General features: G+C 50.1%; 14 protein-coding genes. 9 read left to right on the top strand and 5 right to left on the bottom strand.

Translation table 11 applies throughout. The features are described from left to right. The first annotated feature begins 177 nt into the window (after positions 1-177). The 3 genes from N8M53_RS13765 (at position 178) to N8M53_RS13755 (ending at position 4,224) form a co-directional block, all read left to right on the top strand. The gene (locus N8M53_RS13765) at positions 178-1,614 is read left to right on the top strand and encodes a coniferyl aldehyde dehydrogenase (RefSeq protein ID WP_269580432.1); all 1,437 of its coding nucleotides are present in this window, start codon (positions 178-180) and stop codon (positions 1,612-1,614) included. Between the two features lie 149 nt (positions 1,615-1,763). Continuing rightward, positions 1,764-2,267 (top strand): hypothetical protein, encoded by a 504-nt coding sequence (locus N8M53_RS13760; RefSeq protein ID WP_269580431.1) that lies wholly within the window; start codon positions 1,764-1,766, stop codon positions 2,265-2,267. Positions 2,268-2,640: 373 nt separating this feature from the next. Then, positions 2,641-4,224, top strand: coding sequence for a S8 family peptidase (locus N8M53_RS13755; RefSeq protein ID WP_269580430.1), 1,584 nt, complete (start codon positions 2,641-2,643; stop codon positions 4,222-4,224). Positions 4,225-4,309: 85 nt separating this feature from the next. Here the strand turns inward: N8M53_RS13755 and rihA are convergent, their stop codons facing one another. Beyond that, entirely contained in the window at positions 4,310-5,245 is a 936-nt protein-coding gene (gene rihA, locus N8M53_RS13750; RefSeq protein WP_269580429.1) for a pyrimidine-specific ribonucleoside hydrolase RihA, read from the bottom strand. Positions 5,246-5,670: 425 nt separating this feature from the next. Between rihA and N8M53_RS13745 the strand changes: the two genes are divergently transcribed. From N8M53_RS13745 to N8M53_RS13730, 4 genes are all read left to right on the top strand, one after another. Further along, the gene (locus tag N8M53_RS13745) at positions 5,671-6,918 is read left to right on the top strand and encodes an aromatic amino acid transport family protein (RefSeq protein WP_269580428.1); all 1,248 of its coding nucleotides are present in this window, start codon (positions 5,671-5,673) and stop codon (positions 6,916-6,918) included. Positions 6,919-7,232: 314 nt separating this feature from the next. Then, positions 7,233-7,970 carry a nucleoside recognition domain-containing protein gene (locus N8M53_RS13740; RefSeq protein WP_269580427.1) on the top strand — a complete coding sequence of 246 codons (738 nt, stop codon included), beginning with the start codon at positions 7,233-7,235 and terminating at the stop codon, positions 7,968-7,970. Further along, positions 7,967-8,434, top strand: a complete 468-nt coding sequence (locus N8M53_RS13735; RefSeq protein ID WP_077454942.1) for a YjiG family protein — start codon at positions 7,967-7,969, stop codon at positions 8,432-8,434. The genes N8M53_RS13740 and N8M53_RS13735 overlap by 4 nt, the downstream gene beginning before the upstream one ends. Positions 8,435-8,442: 8 nt before the next feature. Continuing rightward, positions 8,443-9,573 carry a M20 family metallopeptidase gene (locus tag N8M53_RS13730; protein WP_269580426.1) on the top strand — a complete coding sequence of 377 codons (1,131 nt, stop codon included), beginning with the start codon at positions 8,443-8,445 and terminating at the stop codon, positions 9,571-9,573. Positions 9,574-9,619: 46 nt separating this feature from the next. On the opposite strand, the gene N8M53_RS13725 is transcribed toward N8M53_RS13730, so the two are convergent. The 4 genes from N8M53_RS13725 to N8M53_RS13710 all read right to left on the bottom strand — a co-directional run bounded on the left by N8M53_RS13725 (position 9,620) and on the right by N8M53_RS13710 (position 15,349). After that, positions 9,620-11,044: a sensor domain-containing diguanylate cyclase gene (locus N8M53_RS13725; protein ID WP_269580425.1), complete on the bottom strand. Its 1,425-nt coding sequence runs from the start codon at positions 11,042-11,044 to the stop codon at positions 9,620-9,622. A 225-nt stretch (positions 11,045-11,269) separates the two neighbouring features. Then, on the bottom strand, positions 11,270-13,195 hold the full coding sequence (locus tag N8M53_RS13720; protein ID WP_269580424.1) for a RecQ family ATP-dependent DNA helicase: 1,926 nt from the start codon (positions 13,193-13,195) through the stop codon (positions 11,270-11,272). A 156-nt stretch (positions 13,196-13,351) separates the two neighbouring features. After that, positions 13,352-13,960 carry a bifunctional 4-hydroxy-2-oxoglutarate aldolase/2-dehydro-3-deoxy-phosphogluconate aldolase gene (locus N8M53_RS13715; protein WP_269580423.1) on the bottom strand — a complete coding sequence of 203 codons (609 nt, stop codon included), beginning with the start codon at positions 13,958-13,960 and terminating at the stop codon, positions 13,352-13,354. A gap of 9 nt (positions 13,961-13,969) precedes the next feature. After that, complete coding sequence (locus N8M53_RS13710; protein ID WP_269580422.1) at positions 13,970-15,349, bottom strand: GntP family permease; 1,380 nt, start codon at positions 15,347-15,349, stop codon at positions 13,970-13,972. A gap of 153 nt (positions 15,350-15,502) precedes the next feature. Here N8M53_RS13710 and N8M53_RS13705 point away from each other — a divergent pair, with 153 nt between their 5' ends. After that, positions 15,503-16,024, top strand: a complete 522-nt coding sequence (locus N8M53_RS13705; RefSeq protein WP_269580421.1) for a gluconokinase — start codon at positions 15,503-15,505, stop codon at positions 16,022-16,024. Further along, positions 16,024-17,817, top strand: a complete 1,794-nt coding sequence (gene edd / locus N8M53_RS13700; protein ID WP_269580420.1) for a phosphogluconate dehydratase — start codon at positions 16,024-16,026, stop codon at positions 17,815-17,817. Before N8M53_RS13705 ends, edd begins: the two co-directional genes overlap by 1 nt. Positions 17,818-17,903: the final 86 nt, after the last annotated feature.

Here is a 17,903-nt window from a genome sequence, read left to right as displayed (position 1 = left end):
GACTATGGAAATAATGGTGATGTTGTGGGTTTGATCATGATAAAGGTCAGGTTTGCGCGATAAGGGGCGTATGAACAGTAACGCCATCTCGTCCGAGCGCTATTGCGTAAACAAGATGGCTATGTCATCAATGGAGGAGTGATTTATCGCGATCTTGTATCGATAGAGGAGGCAAGGATGACGGAGCCAGGCTCACAGTGGTTGGAAACGGTTAAAGAGATGCGTGAGACATTCGACGCGCAAAAAGAGCAGGTGTCTCAGTGTCCTTTTTTAGAGTACAGCCATCGTCGCGACGCGCTGCTGCGCTTGCGTCAGGCCATCAAGCAAAAATCGCCTGCATTACAACAAGCCCTTAGCGACGATTACGGCTACCGCGCGCCCGTTGATACTGAAATTGCCGACATCTTGCCCTTGCTACACCAGATTGATTACACCCGTCGTCGATTAAAGCGATGGATGAAGCCGCAAAAACGGCGTCCAGGCATTACCTTGTTGGGAACTCAATTGGTCGTGCACCAACAACCCAAAGGGGTGGTTGGGATCATTGTGCCTTGGAACTTTCCGATTATGCTGGCCGTAAGCCCCCTGATTTGCGCGGTGGCGGCCGGCAATCGGGTAATGCTCAAGCTTTCGGAGTTCACGCCTAACACCAATCAGGTTTTACGTGCGTTAATCGCTGAGGTGTTTAGCCCAAACGAAGTGGCCGTGGTAGAAGGTGAAGTTGAAGTGTCGCGCCGCTTTACCGAACTAGAGTTCGACCACCTCTTTTTTACTGGCTCAACCCAGGTCGGACGCCAAGTCATGCTGGCGGCGGCCGATAATTTAACCCCGGTTACCCTCGAATTGGGGGGTAAATCGCCGGTGATCATTGATGATCAAATTGATATGGACGTGGCCGTCTCACGGCTCATTTACGGGAAGTGTTTAAATGCTGGACAAATATGTGTCGCGCCCGATTATGTGCTTTGCCCTGAACATCGGCAAGAAGCCTTTATCCATGCCTATCAACGCGCGTTCCGAGCGCTATACCCAGACTTTGAAGCCAACCCAGATTACAGCCAGATCATTAACCAAACCCAAGCGACGCGGCTAGAGGAAACACTGAAAGATGCGCTCGATAAGGGGGCGCGTCGCTGGTGTGCGCTCGACCAGCAAACCGTGCCGACCGCCGAAAATAAGCGCTGGCCGACCCAGTTGTTGACCCACGTCACCGATGATATGCGGGTGATGCGAGAAGAGATTTTTGGCCCTCTTCTGCCTGTGGTTACCTATCAAGATTTCTCTGAGGCGTTGCGTTATATTCAGGCGCGTCCGCGACCGCTCGCTTTGTATTTGATGAGCAATGATGCTGAGATACGCACGCAAGCCACCACACAGCTTCACGCCGGCGGCATGGGGATTAATGAAACCTTGTTCCATGTCGCTGCCGAAGATGCGCCTTTTGGCGGCATTGGCGATTCCGGCATGGGTCATTACCACGGCATTGAAGGCTTTTATACCTTTAGCCACAGCAAAACTGTCCTCACCCGCGATAAATGGGACACCAGCTTTTTAGTCAAACCCCCGTACAACCGCTGGTACAAACGCTTAATGCGCTGGTGGTTAATGCGGTAAGCCTGCAAGTTTTCACGATGAGGCGTAGCGATATGAGCGATGTCCCCAGTAACTGAGCGGATCACTAAACTTTTCCGAGAAATTGATCTATATCTTTGGTTGTTACATAACTGTTAAAAGTGGTGCGAAGCAACCAAAGGAGCGACACAATGGCGTTTTCAGTACAACCCGATTCCATGTTGCCAGACATTGGCGATCATGAGCGCGCGATGGTTGAGCAAGAGGTAAAGCTCGCGGTCACCGATGCCAATGGCAAATCACTGGGGTATTTAGCGATGGTGCCGGATGCGCAGCGCTTTATTACCTTAACCCAAGATAACGCAGAGGCGTTGAGTTTTATCAAAACCCCTTGCAGCGTCAATGCGGGTTATTATCAGTGGTCGTTTTTTTATGACGACATTGAGTATGGCCTGGACTGTTTAATTGAACCTGACAGAAACAAGTGTCGGCTATATGCCAATGATCATGCGGCAGCCGCGCCATCTTGGAAGCTTGTTGATGACGGGGAGCGTGGCTCTTTGATGATGGCAGCCCCCATCTCAGCGATTGGTCCGGGTACGCGTATTGCTGTTACCTCTGATGAAGCTGACGTACCGAATGTATTAGTTGGGGCGCTTGAAGGCGGCGTGTTGGTGCATGAGCAGTCAAGTTAAATTAGGTCGAACACCGACTATCTTACCGGCCAGTGCTCTGTCACTGGTTTTTTTATGCCAATCAATCTCACTCTATAACTGCATGTGTTAATTCACTTTCATTTTAGCTGTGAGCAGTATCAAGGAACTGTTCATCAATCATTTTTAGTAAAAAAGTCTTAAGTACTCATGGATGGCTTATACAAACACTTTGTAAACAAAAGGTTAAAAATGATACTGCTGATGCAATAGTAAATAATACTGGTAGGTTGGGCAAATAAAGCGATTTTCTCTGCGGAAAAAATGGCTGTTGATGCATAGCTTTATAAACGTGCTTGTTGTTATTTGTAGGCAATTAACTTTTGATACGTTTAACCATTGTAAGGAATACAATATGTTAAAGCATGTTCTTAGCTGCTGTATCGCATCTGCACTCGTTGCTGCATCGCCTGCAGCGCTCGCAAAACAGGAAGAAGGTAAACAAGCGATCTCTCAGCAGCAAACGCTAGCGCCACTGGTTGTCGCGTCAGACAAGCAGGGGATCGAGGACCAATACATTGTGGTATTCAAACAACCGATGACGCTCAGCGACGATCCACAAGCGCTACAAACCTTCACGCAGCAGACCGTTTCAAGCATGGTCAACCAACACGCGGTTAAAGTTGAGAAAGTGTTTGACCGTTCGCTGAGTGGCTTCGTGGCCAAATTGACGCCAGAGCAACTGCGCGCGTTGCGTATGGACGAGCAAGTTGATTTTATCGAGCAAGACAAAACGATTTCGTTGGATCCGGTAGTCACCCCAAACGCCAACCAGAGTAATCCAGTGTGGGGGTTGGATCGCATTGACCAACGCAACCTGCCTTTGGATAACAACTACAGCACCAATTTTGATGGCACAGGTGTGACGGCGTATGTCATTGATACAGGTGTGACAACGTCACACGTAGAGTTTGGTGGTCGTGCTCGCTCTGGCTATGATTTTGTTGATAACGATAATGACGCCTCAGACTGTAACGGCCATGGTACCCATGTGGCCGGCACTATCGGGGGGAGCCAATATGGCGTCGCCAAAAATGTCGACATTGTTGGGGTGAGAGTGCTGAGCTGTAGTGGTTCGGGCTCAACGTCCGGTGTGATTGGAGGGGTTGATTGGGTGGCTGCCAATGCCAGTGGACCATCGGTGGCAAACATGAGCTTAGGTGGTGGTGTGTCTACAGCACTGGATCGTGCGGTTGCCAGTGCGGTGCAATCGGGTGTGAGCTTTATGCTGGCGGCTGGCAATTCCAATGCCGACGCCTGTAACAGCTCGCCGGCCCGTGAGCCCAGTGGCGTCACCGTGGGCTCAACAACAAGCAGTGATAATCGCTCTAGCTTCTCAAACTGGGGCAGCTGCCTTGATGTATTTGCACCAGGCTCGCAAATCAAATCTGCTTGGTATGACGGTGGTTATCGCACCATCAGCGGTACCTCAATGGCGACACCTCATGTTGCCGGTGTCGCTGCTTTGTATTTACAAGAAAATAGTAGCCTGTCACCTGCGCAACTTGCGGACTTGATCAGTAACCGTGCCAGCGTCAACAAAGTTAGCGATCCTCGTGGGTCGGTTAACAAATTGCTCTACAGCCAAGCGGATAGCAGTTGCGAGCCTGATTGTGACCCGACACCAGGGCCAACAAATGAGCTTAAAAATGGCCAGCCAGTCACGGGTATTTCTGGGACACAAGGTGCGCAGCGCTTCTTCTATGTTGATGTCGATGCAGGGCAACGCCTAACGGTTAACATCAGCGGTGGTTCAGGTGATGCAGATCTATACCTACGTCACGGGTCGAAGCCAACCTTAAACAACTGGGACTGTCGTCCTTACAATTACGGCAATAGTGAGGTGTGTACCGTGCAAAGCACACAAAACGGTCGCTATCACGTGATGCTGAATGGTTATACCGCTTTTAACGGTGTCAGCTTGACAGCGCGGTACTAATGCTGTGTCGCGCGTGAGGTACTCTTAGTACCGAAACAGCCTTAATAGCTAAGTGACGTTAAGCGCGGCGAAAGCCGCGCTTTTTTTAGTCGTATTGGCGTAAGCAATCGCATAGCAAGTTGAGAAAGCCCGCTCGATCGACTGACATCGCCACCTCTGTATTCGCGAGGTTGCCCGTGACGTGATAACGGTCAACCACCGTCATTCCAGTGGTCAACGCGCCTTGTGTCTCGACACCCACCCATACGGACTCACACTCAAACAGCTCAGGCATCGCTAACCATGCAATAGTACAGGGGTCATGCAGCGGCGAGCCGTCTAAGCGCCATTTGGGATCGCGGTGATAGCGCATAAAGAAATCAAGCCAGCCTGCCACTGTTTGTGCCACCGAATTATCGATGGCGCGGATAGCAGACACGTCTTCATCTTTCACTAACGCTTGGTGGGTAACATCTAATCCAAACATGGTGATTGGGATCCCTGCGCGGAAAACGCGATCAGCGGCTTCTGGGTCAACATAAATATTAAACTCGGCGGCCGGTGTCCAGTTGCCGAATGTGGCGCCACCTCCCATTAAAACAATTCGTTTAATCCGATTGGTTAAATCAGGGTAGGCGGCTAAGAGTAAAGCCACGTTGGTTAAGGGGCCTGTCGCGACCAAGGTGATGGGATGGTCAGCGTCTTGAAGCACATTGGCCATCAGGTTAACGGCATTATCGGGGTGGGCATCCATCGCAGGCTCTGGCAGTGCAGGGCCATCCAAGCCCGACTCACCGTGAACATTATCAGCAATAATGAGCTCTCGAGTGAGTGGTTTGTGTGCGCCACCTGCGATCGGGATGTGTGTTTGTTGCAACAAAGTCAAAATGCGTCTGGCGTTGTAAAGGGTTTTATCTGGGGTTTGATTTCCGGCACTGGTAGTGACTGCTTTGATGTCAAGCTGGCGGAGTGCACACGCCATCACCAGTGCAATGGCATCGTCATGGCCGGGATCGCAGTCGATAATAATAGATTCACGCATAAGTAGGCCTATCGCTGAGTTGGATTGCATGTTGCTCAGCACAGGATAAACGCCTTGCCACTTACAGCGTGTGATCGCCCTCGCTAATCGCTTGCGCGAGCGAGATGTAACAGGTGAATAATTTATCATCAAAAACTGAGAGATGAGTTGTTACACATTGTCAACATGTTGCGAACGAAAATGTGGTTGTTGCATTATTTTGCAAACAATTCAATCAATCTATCTTTGCGTGATAATTTGGTTTTTAATTTCATTTAAATGGTGGTTTTGTGGTGTTATAAACTGCCTTTTTGATTTATAACTAGATTATGTGACAAGTTTTTAACAAAACAATTAGGACATATGTCTATTACATTTATGTGATACTTTAAGTCGAACTCGCTACTATGCAACCGCACAAAATATTATAACTAAGAGAGTTTGACGTGAACCAGACTATAGATATCTCCTCAAAAAGTGTATCGCACCGTTGGACCCAACATGATACCCATTGGGCCCTGAGCTTATTCGGTACCGCGGTGGGGGCTGGGATCCTGTTCCTCCCGATTAATCTTGGGATGGGAGGCTTTTGGCCGCTCATGATTATGGCCGTACTGGCGTTTCCGATGACGTTTATGGCTCACCGAGGCCTAGCACGTTTTGTGCTGTCGTCGCGCCACAAAGATGCCGATTTCACCGATGTGGTTGCCGAACACTTCGGCAGTCATGCAGGCCGTTTGATCTCCGTGCTGTATTTCCTTTCTATTTTCCCCATTTTGTTGATATATGGCGTTGGGCTGACCAATACAGTTGATAGCTTTTTGGTTAATCAGCTCGGGTGGGCGTCGCCAAACCGCGTAATGCTTTCTGGTGTGTTAGTCGCTGGTATGATTGCGATCATGATGGGCGGCGAGCGCCTAATGCTGCGCGCATTTGCAGCGATGGTTTACCCTCTGGTGGCTATCTTGGCATTTTTGTCTTTTTACCTAATACCATCATGGCAAGCTCCAAACCTAGCCATGCCTGCAATGGGTGAACTGGGAATGAATCTTTGGCTCGCGGTGCCTGTGGTGATCTTTTCGTTCAGCCATGCCGCTGCGATTTCTAGCTTTGCTAACATTCAACGCCGCCACTACGGTGACGATGCGCGAGTAAAGTCAGAACAGATCCTAAAGCGCGCTGGCGTGATGCTAGTTGCTTTCGTTCTGCTGTTTGTTTTCTCTTGTGTGTTAACGTTGACACCGGCACAAATGGCGGAAGCAAAAGCGCAAAATGTATCGGTACTGTCGTATCTTGCCAACGTTACCCGCAACCCATTTATCGGCACATTAGGACCACTGGTTGCTTTCATTGCGATCACATCGTCGTTTTTAGGGCATTTCCTTGGCGCTCGTGAAAGCCTAAATGGCCTAGTCACCAAACACAGCAAATTGACCTACAAAAAGGCCGATAAACTTGGCGTGATGGTGATGTTCTTTGCCATTTGGTGGTGTGCGGTGATTAACCCCAGCATCCTCGACATGATGGGGGCACTGTCTGGGCCTGTGATTGCGATGATCCTCTTTATTATGCCCACTGTCGCGGCTTATAAAGTCAAAGCGCTGGCACAGTATCGCGGTAAAGCGGGGACGTACTTTATCTTCGTCACCGGCATGCTGGCTATTTCAGCGTTGCTCTATAACCTGATGGGCTAAGTCAGCCCCGTACTCTCAGACTAAAAAGCGCCTTAGGGCGCTTTTTTATTAATTTTACTTATGTATTTGTAGTGAATTTCTTATCCGAAGCGATTTACGCGCATCCTTTAGTAGTGACAGATAAACCTAATGAAATCAGCCGCTAGTGTCACATTCATCACTCTTTATTTTGGCTTAATTTGTTAGGTTTTGAATCAGTCTATATTATGTAAATTCCGTCTCTCTTCTTGCGCCATAGGTTGATAATAATCAACTTTCGTTTCTGTGTCTGCTCCGATGATAGACCCAATGTTGATTGAGCATGAGGGCGGTTTATGACACATCCAACCGAAACAGAAAGACAAGTGACATGGGGATGTTACTTGGCATTGATCTTTGCGATCGTATTTTTCTCGGGATTGTTGCAATCCAATCAATGGTACGGCGTGTTTGATTTTACCACCTTGAACGGATCCTTCGGGCAGGTGGCTTATCAAGCGACAGCGGCGGCCGATGGGTCGGTGGAGGTGGCAACGACGTCCCTTCGCGGCAAAGGCGGGAGTGGCGCGCGAGACGGTTTTATTTTTGCGCTGACCCTTATTCCCACGGTGATGTTCGCACTCGGTATGATCAGTGTGCTTGAGCATTATGGGGCGCTTGATGCAGCGCGCAGACTTTTAACCCCATTATTGAAACCGGTACTAGGCATTCCCGGCAACTCAGGATTGGCATTAATTGCCTCTATGCAGAGTACAGATGCGGGGGCGGCGATGACGCGTCAACTCAAAGATGAAGGTTACTTGACCAAACGGGAAACGGATGTGTTCACCATGTTTCAGTTCACGGCTGGGGCAACCATCGTCAACTTTTTCTCATCAGGTGCTGTGCTATTTACTCTGACGCTGTCAGATGGCTCGTTGGCCGTGACCTCGTCGATTGGTCTCGCGATTGGTGTGATCTTCTTGTTTAAGTTCATCGGCGCCAATGTATTTCGTGTCTACCTCAATATCACCGAGGGTAAAGGACCACAGCGAGACAAGTCTCAATCCTATCAAGAGGAGCACGCGTCATGACTCATTCTTCCAGCAGTAAACCCATGATCACTGACATCTTTGTCGAAGGGGCAAAGAAAGGTTGGCACATTGCGACGACGTCGACAGTTCCTAATGTGGTCATGGCGTTTGTGATTATTAAGGCGCTGCAAATCACCGGCTTATTAGGCTTGATGGGTGAGGTGTTTTCGCCTGTGATGGCGGTATTTGGCTTACCCGGCGAAGCCGCGGCCGTGTTAATGGGGGCATGGATGTCAATGGGAGGCGCGGTTGGTGTGGTGATCACCTTGTTTGACCAAGGCATTCTCACCGGCACCCACATTGCGATTTTGGTCCCCGCTATCTATTTAATGGGCTCACAAGTGCAATACATCGGCCGAGTAATGGGCCCGATTGGTACCGAAGGCCGTTATATCCCCATCATGGTTGGCATTTCGATTCTGAATGCTTTTGGTGCGATGTGGGTAATGAATCTTTTACTTTAGGAGGCATAATGATGTTTTCTTTGCAACGCTACTTGGATGAGTTAGCGCCTCTGGTGAATGTCGATTGTGGCACGTTCCAGCGCGACGGCATTGAGGTGATTGCAGCCTTGATGGCTGATAAGTATGAACAAATGACAGGCTGGCACATTAAGCGTGTCGATTGTGGTGAGGCAGGGGTTGGATTAGAGATCAGAAACCAGTCCACCGATCCGCATATTGATGTGATGATGATTGGCCATATGGATACTGTGTTTCCAAAAGGGACGGCGGCTGAGCGTCCGATGCATGTGGAGGATGGCTTTGCCTACGGCCCGGGTGTATCCGATATGAAATCGGGCTTGTTGAATATCGTGTATGCATTGCGCGCATTACCACAAGCAGAACGTGATGCACTCAGCATTTGCATTTGTATGAATCCCGATGAGGAAGTGGGCTCGATACATTCTAGTGACTGGTTGGAATCCGTTGCACGCGATGCACGTTATGTGCTGGTGGCAGAGGCAGCACGGGCTGATGGCGGTTTAGTGAAAGCGCGTAAAGGCATGGCACGGTATAAAATAGCTATATCAGGCCATGCGGCGCACGCGGGGAATGAGCCAGAGAAAGGACGTAGCGCGATCACAGAGTTAGCTCACTGGCTGGTGACGCTCGATAGTATGAAAGATCTTGAGGCCGGCACCAGTATTAATGCTGGCGTGATTGAAGGCGGAACGGGAGCAAATATTGTGGCCGCGCATGCATCGGCACTGGTTGATATTCGGTTTTGGGATAACACCGCCTATGATGCGCTCGATCAAGCCATTCAAGCCTGCGCCTCTCATCCTTACACGCCTGATGTCACCATTGAATTGGTCCGTGAAGCTTACAAACCGGCAATGGTTCCGACGTCTGAAACAGAGCACTTGATGGGGCTTGTCGAAGCGGCTGCCTTTGATGAAGATGTTCCAATTCATTGGAAAGCGGTAGGTGGCGGATCTGATGCGAATAATACCGCTGCCATTGGGATCCCCAGTTTGGATGGTTTTGGGCCAGTAGGTGCCAACTTCCATAGTGATGGTGAGTATTTGCAACTCGATTCCATTGAGCCTAGGATCCGCTTGCTTACACGAATCTTATCACGGTTAGCCCAGCAAAAGTAGTCTAAGGATCTCGCGGCTACAATCTGTGGTAGCCGCGAATAAAGTGTTATATCTCATGAAGCACCGCACAGTTTTTTCCCTGTTTTTTTGCCTGATACATCGCTTTATCCGCATCAACAATTTCACAATGCGGCATGCCGTTAGGGTAGTAAGCTAACCCTAAACTCACGGTGACGGGCATCGACGGGTGGTTAAACAAAGCAAGGCTTTGCCTTGAGATTTCCTCACATAAAAGTTTGCCCTGCGCGAGTGCGCGTTCAGCGGTGGAAAAGTACTGCAGTACGGCAAACTCCTCGCCCCCGATCCGTGCCACCACAGCGTCATTGGGTAATAGACTTCGTGCTGTTTGGGCGACAAAGCAAAGTACTTCGTCACCATGTGCATGGCCAAAGCCATCGTTAAAGGCTTTAAAATCATCAATATCAAACACCATCAACGTCATTCCTTTTACCTTACGCATCTGCCCATATAAGCACTGATAAAAATAACGTCGATTGTGAAGATGGGTGAGTGAGTCGGTAATGGCCTGATCTTGCAATAAATCGTTAGCTGCTTGTAATGCCTGTGTTTTCTGTTTGACCGTTCTTTTCAGCAATACGATATAGCTGATGCCAATCATCACGCCAAAGGCTATCAGTGTTGGTAACAAATACGAGGGATAGACGGTCTCGACATCGTAATACACCCATCGGTTGAGTAGCCGCCGCTTAGTGTCATCGTCGAGCCAAGCAAATTTATTATCAACCTGATTGATTAATGCTGTATTTCCTTTGGCAAAACCGGCATACAACATTTCCGTATAGAGGTGCCTGACGGGGATAAACAGATTTTGGTTCGTAGTGGTATAAAGGTGATAATTGGCCACTTGGAGATCGGCGACGAATGCTTGGATGGCTTCGGATAACGCAGCATCAAGCATGGCTTGGTTATTCGGGAAAAGCTTTAGCGTTACGTCCGGAAATTCCGTTCTCATAAACTCTTCTTCGTACCCGCCTTGCACAACACCGACTGCGTGGTCGGTATCGCCCGCTAACACATAATCCGCCGATATGCCTGTGAGAGCCTGGCTAAAGAATACTTGCGTATCGATGCTGAAAAGTGGGGTGCCGAAATCCATAAACGACAGCCTTTCTGGCGATCGGAGTAAGCCAGCGTGAACATCGGCTTGTCCGCTCCGCACCGCATCAATCGATTGCTGCCAATCAGTTAGCACAAATTCAATCTGATAGCCGTTGCGTTTACCAAATTCGTTCCAAAAATCAATCAAGATCCCTTTCGGTTGCTGGTTGCCATCAAGATAGGAAAATGGCCGCCAAGCGTGCGAGTTTGCCACTTTTAAAATCGGGCTTTGTAGCTTGGATTGTTGACTTTGCTCAGCGTCAACACCCAGCGTGATGGTCAAGAGTACGCTAACGCTCATAATCACAACGATGACGCGAGTCACCACAGATAACATCCCAGAATGCCGCATAAACTACCCTTGAAACTGGCAATGGCTCGAAATGATGGCGTGCAATGCAGACGCCTATTACTACCAGTATATGAACAAAACACTGGCGGCTGGGGATAAATGTCACTTTTTCCGCAAGACTGAAAAGATAGTTTGTTGGCGATCATGCACTCCATTTCGGCAATATTAACGGCCTGAGGTGGCGCTCCGAGCGTTGCCAAGCTGATGCGCCACATTGTTAATCCGTTACTGTTTGGCGCCTAGCGCAGCGAGCACTTGAGCGTTAACCGTTTGAAACGGATACGACGCAAGGGCGCCAAAGCCAGGTATTGTCTTCGCTTTGATTTTGGTATGTAGCGGTGAAGATAGGCCGAGTAAAAAGCGTGTTGTTGCCGCGTGACTTGGCGTTTTATCGCAAGCGGCGGCGAAGTGCTGACACCATGATGATAATGCCTGTGCATCGATCGCGGGTAAATCAGGGCGTGGAGGGAGCTGAGCAACATGCCCTTGGCATACAGAACAATGGCCACAGGTGGTTGGCGCCGCGTGATCGCCAAAGTAGTCGGCAAGACGCTGACTGATACAGGTTGAAGAGGCCAATAAAGCCAGTAATTGGTTGATGCGGGCCAGTTCGCTCTGTTCCTTTTTAGTAAAAAGGGCATGTAATTGTTCGGCCTGTGCTTGAACATCAATTTCATGGGGACTGATCGAAAAGACTTGTGTGGCCTGTTGGGTGGCAAGTGATACCCAGCCTTGCTCGTGAAAATAGTCCAGTGCCGCTAACGCGCGCTTTCTTTCTGCCCCAAAGCGTTGCCACAATTGTTGGAAATCCATCTTGTACCAGGTTCTAGCTTTGACCGCGCACGCAAATAGTTGAGCAACAAATTCGCGCCGCTCCCCCTGAAATTTAGCCGTAATAGCGGATGGCGACTCAACATATTGGAATTTCACATCGGCGAAATAGCTGTATTGGCTGGTGATCACACCGGCCATTTCCAAATAAACCAGCAGCGTTTTAAGGGGCAAGAGGCGAATGTTATACGTCCGTGATAGGCTGTGCAGCATGACTTCCCATTGTTGGCCTGCTTGTTTTATTTCTTCCAACAGCCCCTCAATCGCTGCCTTATCGGGTGTGTCGCCGTAGATGAAATTTTCCAATACATTCAGGCTCGACTGGTTGGCGAGCACAGTGCACGTTGCCCGAAGGCCATCTCGCCCTGCGCGGCCAATTTCTTGGCTATAGTTCTCGACCGATTTCGGCAAGTCAAAATGGATGACCCGCCGGATGTCAGCCTTATCGACCCCCATACCAAAGGCGATAGTTGCGACAATACATGGCGAACGGCCCGACATAAACGCCTCTTGTATCGACACGCGGGTGTCGTGGCTCATGCCGGCATGATACGCGGCAGCGCGGACATGCTGGCTTTGTAGCCATTCGGCCACATTCTCCGCCGTTTGCTGCTGGGTAACATAAATGACAGTCGGCAAATGGGGGTTAGGCTGCAACTGATCAATCAGTGCTTGTCGTTTCTGCGCTTCCTCTACAGCGATCACATTCAGGTGAAGGTTTGGACGATAAAAACCAGTCAACGTGGTGTTGTCTGACGGAATAGCAAACTTTCGCTGCATGTCTTCAACCACCGCTGGGGTCGCAGTCGCGGTGAGAAGTAATACCTGCGGAATATTTAATTGCTCTCGATAAGCAGGGAGTTTGAGGTAATCAGGGCGAAAATTGTGGCCCCACTCTGAGATGCAATGTGCTTCATCTATTACCAGTAAAGAGATCGGGATAGGGGTGATAAATTGGCGAAAGCGTTCGTTGTTTAACCGCTCGACCGAAATCATCAGGACTTTGATGTCGCCGCGACGGATTTGCTCCATCACTTGTTTGGTTTGCTCGGGGGTCTGCGTGGAATCAATGGTGGCGGCGGCAATGCCTTTACGACGCATAAATGCGATTTGGTCATGCATTAGCGCTAACAAGGGTGATATCACTAAGGTTAAGTGAGGCAGTTGTGTGGCGGGCAGTTGATAGCACAATGACTTACCCGCACCGGTAGGGAAAATAGCACAGGCCGACTCTCCTTGCATTATCTGAGAAATCACCGATTCTTGCCCTGCTCGAAATGATGAAAACCCAAAAACGTGCTCAAGTGCTTGTGTCAACATGCCGCCTCTCCCCATTTTTAACCTAGTGGCTTTTATAAACAGGGAAGAGACGGTATCGACGACGTGTTAACGTTGCAAGCACAAGAGAAAATGAGTGCGAGCAACCCCATTATATTGAGTAAGCGGAGAACCTTTTTCCAGCTCCGGAAAGAGTGATTACAACGCCTTTACCAATGCTGCGATGTCATCCCAGTTGTGTGCGTCAATCAAGGTGGTGGGGACCATCCATGTGCCGCCGCATGCAAGCACTGAGGGCAACGCGAGATAATCGCTCACATTCGCCTCACCCACGCCGCCGGTTGGCATGAAACTGACGGGGTATACGGCAGATAGCGCTTTTAACATCGCGATGCCACCAGATGCTTCGGCAGGGAAAAACTTTAACGTATCAAGCCCAAGCTCCATGGCTTGCTCGACTAAACTGGGGTTGTTGACCCCTGGGATGATAGGAATACCGCGCTGTTGGCAATGTTTCACTGTGGTTGGGTTAAGCCCAGGGCTGACAATAAAATCGGCGCCTGCGTCAATTGCGGCGTCGACCTGGGTTGTGGTTAGTACCGTGCCCGCACCAATCAGCATATCGGGATAGGCATCGCGCATGAGACGAATAGCACGGGCGGCCGCGTCAGTGCGAAAGGTAACTTCAGCGCACGGTAGGCCATTATCCACCAAGGTTTTGGCGAGCGGGACAGCATCATCCGCATTATTAATGGCAATCACTGGCACGATACGAGTCGCCTTAAGGCGTTGATTTAGTTCAATCATGGGGTTCCCTTACAGTAAAACGCTTAATAGCGCTACAATAACAAACGCGATGGTCCCGAGCAGGGTTTCCATCACAGTCCAAGTTTTAAGTGTGGTTTTTTCATCCATTTCGAGTAGGCGTGACACTAACCAAAAGCCCGAGTCGTTGAAATGCGATAGAACGGTCGCCCCACCAGCAATCGCAATGACAATAAAGCACAAATCCAATTGAGATAAACCCACAGTATGCGACACCGTGGGTGCGATAAGTGCGGCTGTGGTAGTGAGAGCAACGGTGGCAGAGCCTTGTGCAACGCGTAAGCAGGTTGCAATCACAAATGCTGCCAGAATGATTGGCATGCCTGTGTCTGATAGCATGGTCGCGAGTGCTTGACCGATACCGCTCGCGCGCAAGACGCCACCAAACATGCCGCCCGCGCCAGTTACCAAAATCACCGCACAAATTGGCGCTAACGAATCAGAGCACAGCTTTTCCATTTTACTCTTACCCAGCTTTTGGCCAAAGACCAGCAAACAGGTCAACAGGGTGATGAGCAGTGCAACTGGGGTTTTACCCAGCATACGCAAAAATCCGACCCAAGTGCTTTCCCCGTTGACTACCCCCGCCACACTGAGCGCATTCAGACCAGTATCGAGGAAAATGAGGAGCACTGGGAGCAATAAAATCATTAATACAGTTGAAAAGGCGGGGTAATCCTTTTTGCTTTTAAACATGACTTCGGTGTTTAAAAACGCTTTCGCGAGTGGGATGTTGAATTTCTTGCCTGCATACAGTCCAAACAAGTAGCTACCCAAATACCAAGTAGGAAACGAAACCAAGAGACCGACCACCAAGAGTAGGCCCATGTCTGCGCCAAGTAGATCCGAGGCAGCAACGGGGCCGGGATGTGGGGGGACAAAGGTATGCATAACCGCAAATGCCCCGGCGACAGGTAGGGCGTATTTTATCGGTGAGCCACCCAAGCGTTTTGCGACGCTAAACATGATGGGCATCATCACAATCAACCCTGCGTCGAAAAAGATAGGAAAGCCAAACAGTAAAGAGGCAATACCGAGTGCTAGCGGGGCACGGGCTTCGCCAAACCGAGCGATCAGTGTATCGGCCAAGACATTCGCACCGCCGGTGACTTCGAGAATTTTGCCTATCATGGCACCCAGCCCGACGAGTAAGGCAACCGACGCGAGGGTATTGCCAAAACCCGTCATCATGGTTGGCACCACGTTATCGATAGGGATTCCGGTGGTGAGTGCTGTGGCCAAGCTGACCAACGTCAGCGATGCAAAAGCATGTACCTTAAGCTTCATTATTAGGAGTAATAACAATGCGATAGCGCCCAATGCTATCAATAGTAAGGTAGTGGGTTCAGGGCTTTGTGCGAGTAGTTCCATGGCTCACCTCTTCATACCAAGATGTTTTGTGTTAAACGTCACAAAGTTAAAAGTTACCGGTAACATGTTACCGGTAACCACACTAAGATAAAGACAATTATTGAATGCATGACCAAAAATGAGATCTAGTTAAAATCTCGCTAAGGAGTCGGTATGGCAATGGGTAGTGTGATTGTGATGGGCGTGAGTGGTTGTGGAAAAAGCACCCTAGGCGCGAAGTTAGCACAGCATTTGGGGGCCAAGTTTATCGATGGTGATGACTTACACCCTCGCGCAAATATCGAGAAAATGGCATTAGGACAACCTCTCAACGATAAAGACCGGGCGCCTTGGCTTGAGAGGATCCGTGATGTCGCGTTTAGTTTGGAGCAAAAAAATGAATTCGGTGTCATCGTTTGCTCTGCGCTTCGGCGTCAATACCGGGATAGGCTTCGAGAGGGGAATAAGAGCGTCATTTTTCTGTTTCTCGATGGTAGCTATGAGTTAATTCTTGAACGTTTGCGAGCGCGTAAAGGCCACTTCATGAGAACCGAAATGCTTGACAGTCAATTTGCTGCTTTAGAAAAACCGACGGGTATTGAATCAGACGTGATTTCTGTTGATATCAATCGAGACATCGAATCCTTAACAAAGTACGCCGCGTGTCTCATTACTGGTAACCAAGAGGTAGCTTGATGATGCATCCTAAAGTTGAGGCGGTGACTAACGAACTACGCCAACGCAGCGAATCTGCGCGCTCCGCATTTTTACGCCAAACCCAGCGACAAGCCGAGACAGGTAAGACGCGTGCAAGCCTGTCTTGTGGCAACATCGCGCATGCGGTTGCCGCATCGTGCCAGCAAGACAAACAGCAGATGCTGGATATGACCACTGCCAATGTGGCGATTATCAGTGCCTATAACGATATGCTTAGCGCTCACGCACCTTATGCTTACTACCCTGATCAGATCAAAGCCGCCTTGCAGCCATTGGGCCACACGGCGCAAGTGGCAGGCTGTGTGCCTGCGATGTGTGATGGGGTGACGCAAGGCCAGCCAGGGATGGAGATGTCGTTGTTTTCACGTGATGTGATTGCTCAGGCAACTGCGATATCGTTAAGTCATAATGTGTACGATGCCACACTGTTGCTTGGCGTATGCGATAAAATTGCGCCGGGGCAACTAATGGGTGCGCTTGCCTATGCACACTTACCGACGTTATTTGTGCCCTCTGGGCCGATGTCCACGGGCACAACCAACGAGGAAAAAGTGGCGGTACGCCAAGCATATGCAGCCGGTGACGTCGGTAAGGAGGCATTATTAGCCATGGAATGTCAGGCTTATCACAGCCAAGGGACCTGCACCTTCTACGGCACGGCCAACACCAATCAACTGGTGCTTGAAGCTATGGGGTTAATTCTCCCCGGCGCCGCGTTTGTCGCACCGAACTCGGCGTTGCGCCAAGCGTTGACTTGCTATGCTGCGACAGCGTTAGCATCCCAGTGCGCAGGCAGTGCGACATTCCGACCACTCGCCGATGTGGTGACGGAAAAAAGCGTTATTAATGGTGTGGTCGCGTTGTTGGCTTCAGGCGGCAGTACCAACCATACCATCCATTTGGTAGCCATGGCGCGGGCAGCAGGGATTATCCTAACGTGGGAAGATATTGATGCGTTATCCCATGTGGTTCCCTTACTGACTCGAATGTATCCTAACGGCCCGGCTGATATTAACGCTTTTGAAGCGGCCGGAGGCGTCCCCACACTGATGACGCACTTACATGCGCTTGGATTATTGCATGCCGATACCTTGCCTGCTGTCGGCCAGTTTAGCGACCAGCTGACCACACCACGATTAGATCAGGGGCAGCTTGTTTGGGAGGCCGCCACACCATCAAACGACACAGCGGTGATCGCGGCTCCCGGCTCGCATTTCAGCTCAACCAGTGGATTACGCATGCTGTCTGGCAATGTGGGCAACGCGGTGATCAAAGTCTCCGCGGTGGATCCTGCACATCGCGTGGTTTGTGCGCCTGCTCGGGTGTTTGATTGTCAGCACGAGGTCGAGCAGGCCTATCAACGGGGTGAGCTTACCCAAGATGTGGTTGTGGTGGTGCGTTTCAATGGCCCCGCTGCGAATGGCATGCCAGAGCTGCATAAGCTCATGCCTATTCTTGGCAATGTGCAAAAAATGGGTTACCAGGTTGCACTGGTGACAGATGGTCGGTTGTCGGGCGCATCGGGCAAGGTCCCTGCCGCTTTGCACGTCTGTCCCGAAGCCATGCATGGCGGTGTGCTGGCCGCTATTAAAGATGGCGATCTGATCACATTGGATGCCAATGCTGGCGTATTAACGTGTCATGCTGATTTATCCCTGCGCCCTGTGGCAGAACCGCCCCAAGCGACCCAAACGTGGGGACGTGATTTGTTTGTAGCGGCGCGTCAGCAGGTGTCACGCGCTGACGAGGGGGCGACGTATTTATTTCCGTGATCGCCCAGCAAGGCGAGATGCTTACGCGCTGTCACCATTCCGCGAAGAAGAATTGTAGGGAGAATAAAGCCGCGAGGCGATATCTT

This window comes from Salinivibrio kushneri (assembly GCF_027286325.1).
GTDB classification, from domain to species: domain Bacteria; phylum Pseudomonadota; class Gammaproteobacteria; order Enterobacterales; family Vibrionaceae; genus Salinivibrio; species Salinivibrio kushneri_A.
This window is presented reverse-complemented; position numbering and strand designations above follow the sequence as displayed.

Bases quoted from the DNA above. Each gene is read 5' to 3' on its own strand.
- N8M53_RS13765 (WP_269580432.1), top strand. From the start codon at position 178: ATGACGGAGCCAGGCTCACAGTGGTTGGAAACGGTTAAAGAGATGCGT.
- N8M53_RS13760 (WP_269580431.1), top strand. From the start codon at position 1,764: ATGGCGTTTTCAGTACAACCCGATTCCATGTTGCCAGACATTGGCGAT.
- N8M53_RS13755 (WP_269580430.1), top strand. From the start codon at position 2,641: ATGTTAAAGCATGTTCTTAGCTGCTGTATCGCATCTGCACTCGTTGCT.
- rihA (WP_269580429.1), bottom strand. From the start codon at position 5,245: ATGCGTGAATCTATTATTATCGACTGCGATCCCGGCCATGACGATGCC.
- N8M53_RS13740 (WP_269580427.1), top strand. From the start codon at position 7,233: ATGACACATCCAACCGAAACAGAAAGACAAGTGACATGGGGATGTTAC.
- N8M53_RS13735 (WP_077454942.1), top strand. From the start codon at position 7,967: ATGACTCATTCTTCCAGCAGTAAACCCATGATCACTGACATCTTTGTC.
- N8M53_RS13730 (WP_269580426.1), top strand. From the start codon at position 8,443: ATGATGTTTTCTTTGCAACGCTACTTGGATGAGTTAGCGCCTCTGGTG.
- N8M53_RS13725 (WP_269580425.1), bottom strand. From the start codon at position 11,044: ATGCGGCATTCTGGGATGTTATCTGTGGTGACTCGCGTCATCGTTGTG.
- N8M53_RS13720 (WP_269580424.1), bottom strand. From the start codon at position 13,195: ATGTTGACACAAGCACTTGAGCACGTTTTTGGGTTTTCATCATTTCGA.
- N8M53_RS13715 (WP_269580423.1), bottom strand. From the start codon at position 13,960: ATGATTGAACTAAATCAACGCCTTAAGGCGACTCGTATCGTGCCAGTG.
- N8M53_RS13710 (WP_269580422.1), bottom strand. From the start codon at position 15,349: ATGGAACTACTCGCACAAAGCCCTGAACCCACTACCTTACTATTGATA.
- N8M53_RS13705 (WP_269580421.1), top strand. From the start codon at position 15,503: ATGGCAATGGGTAGTGTGATTGTGATGGGCGTGAGTGGTTGTGGAAAA.
- edd (WP_269580420.1), top strand. From the start codon at position 16,024: ATGATGCATCCTAAAGTTGAGGCGGTGACTAACGAACTACGCCAACGC.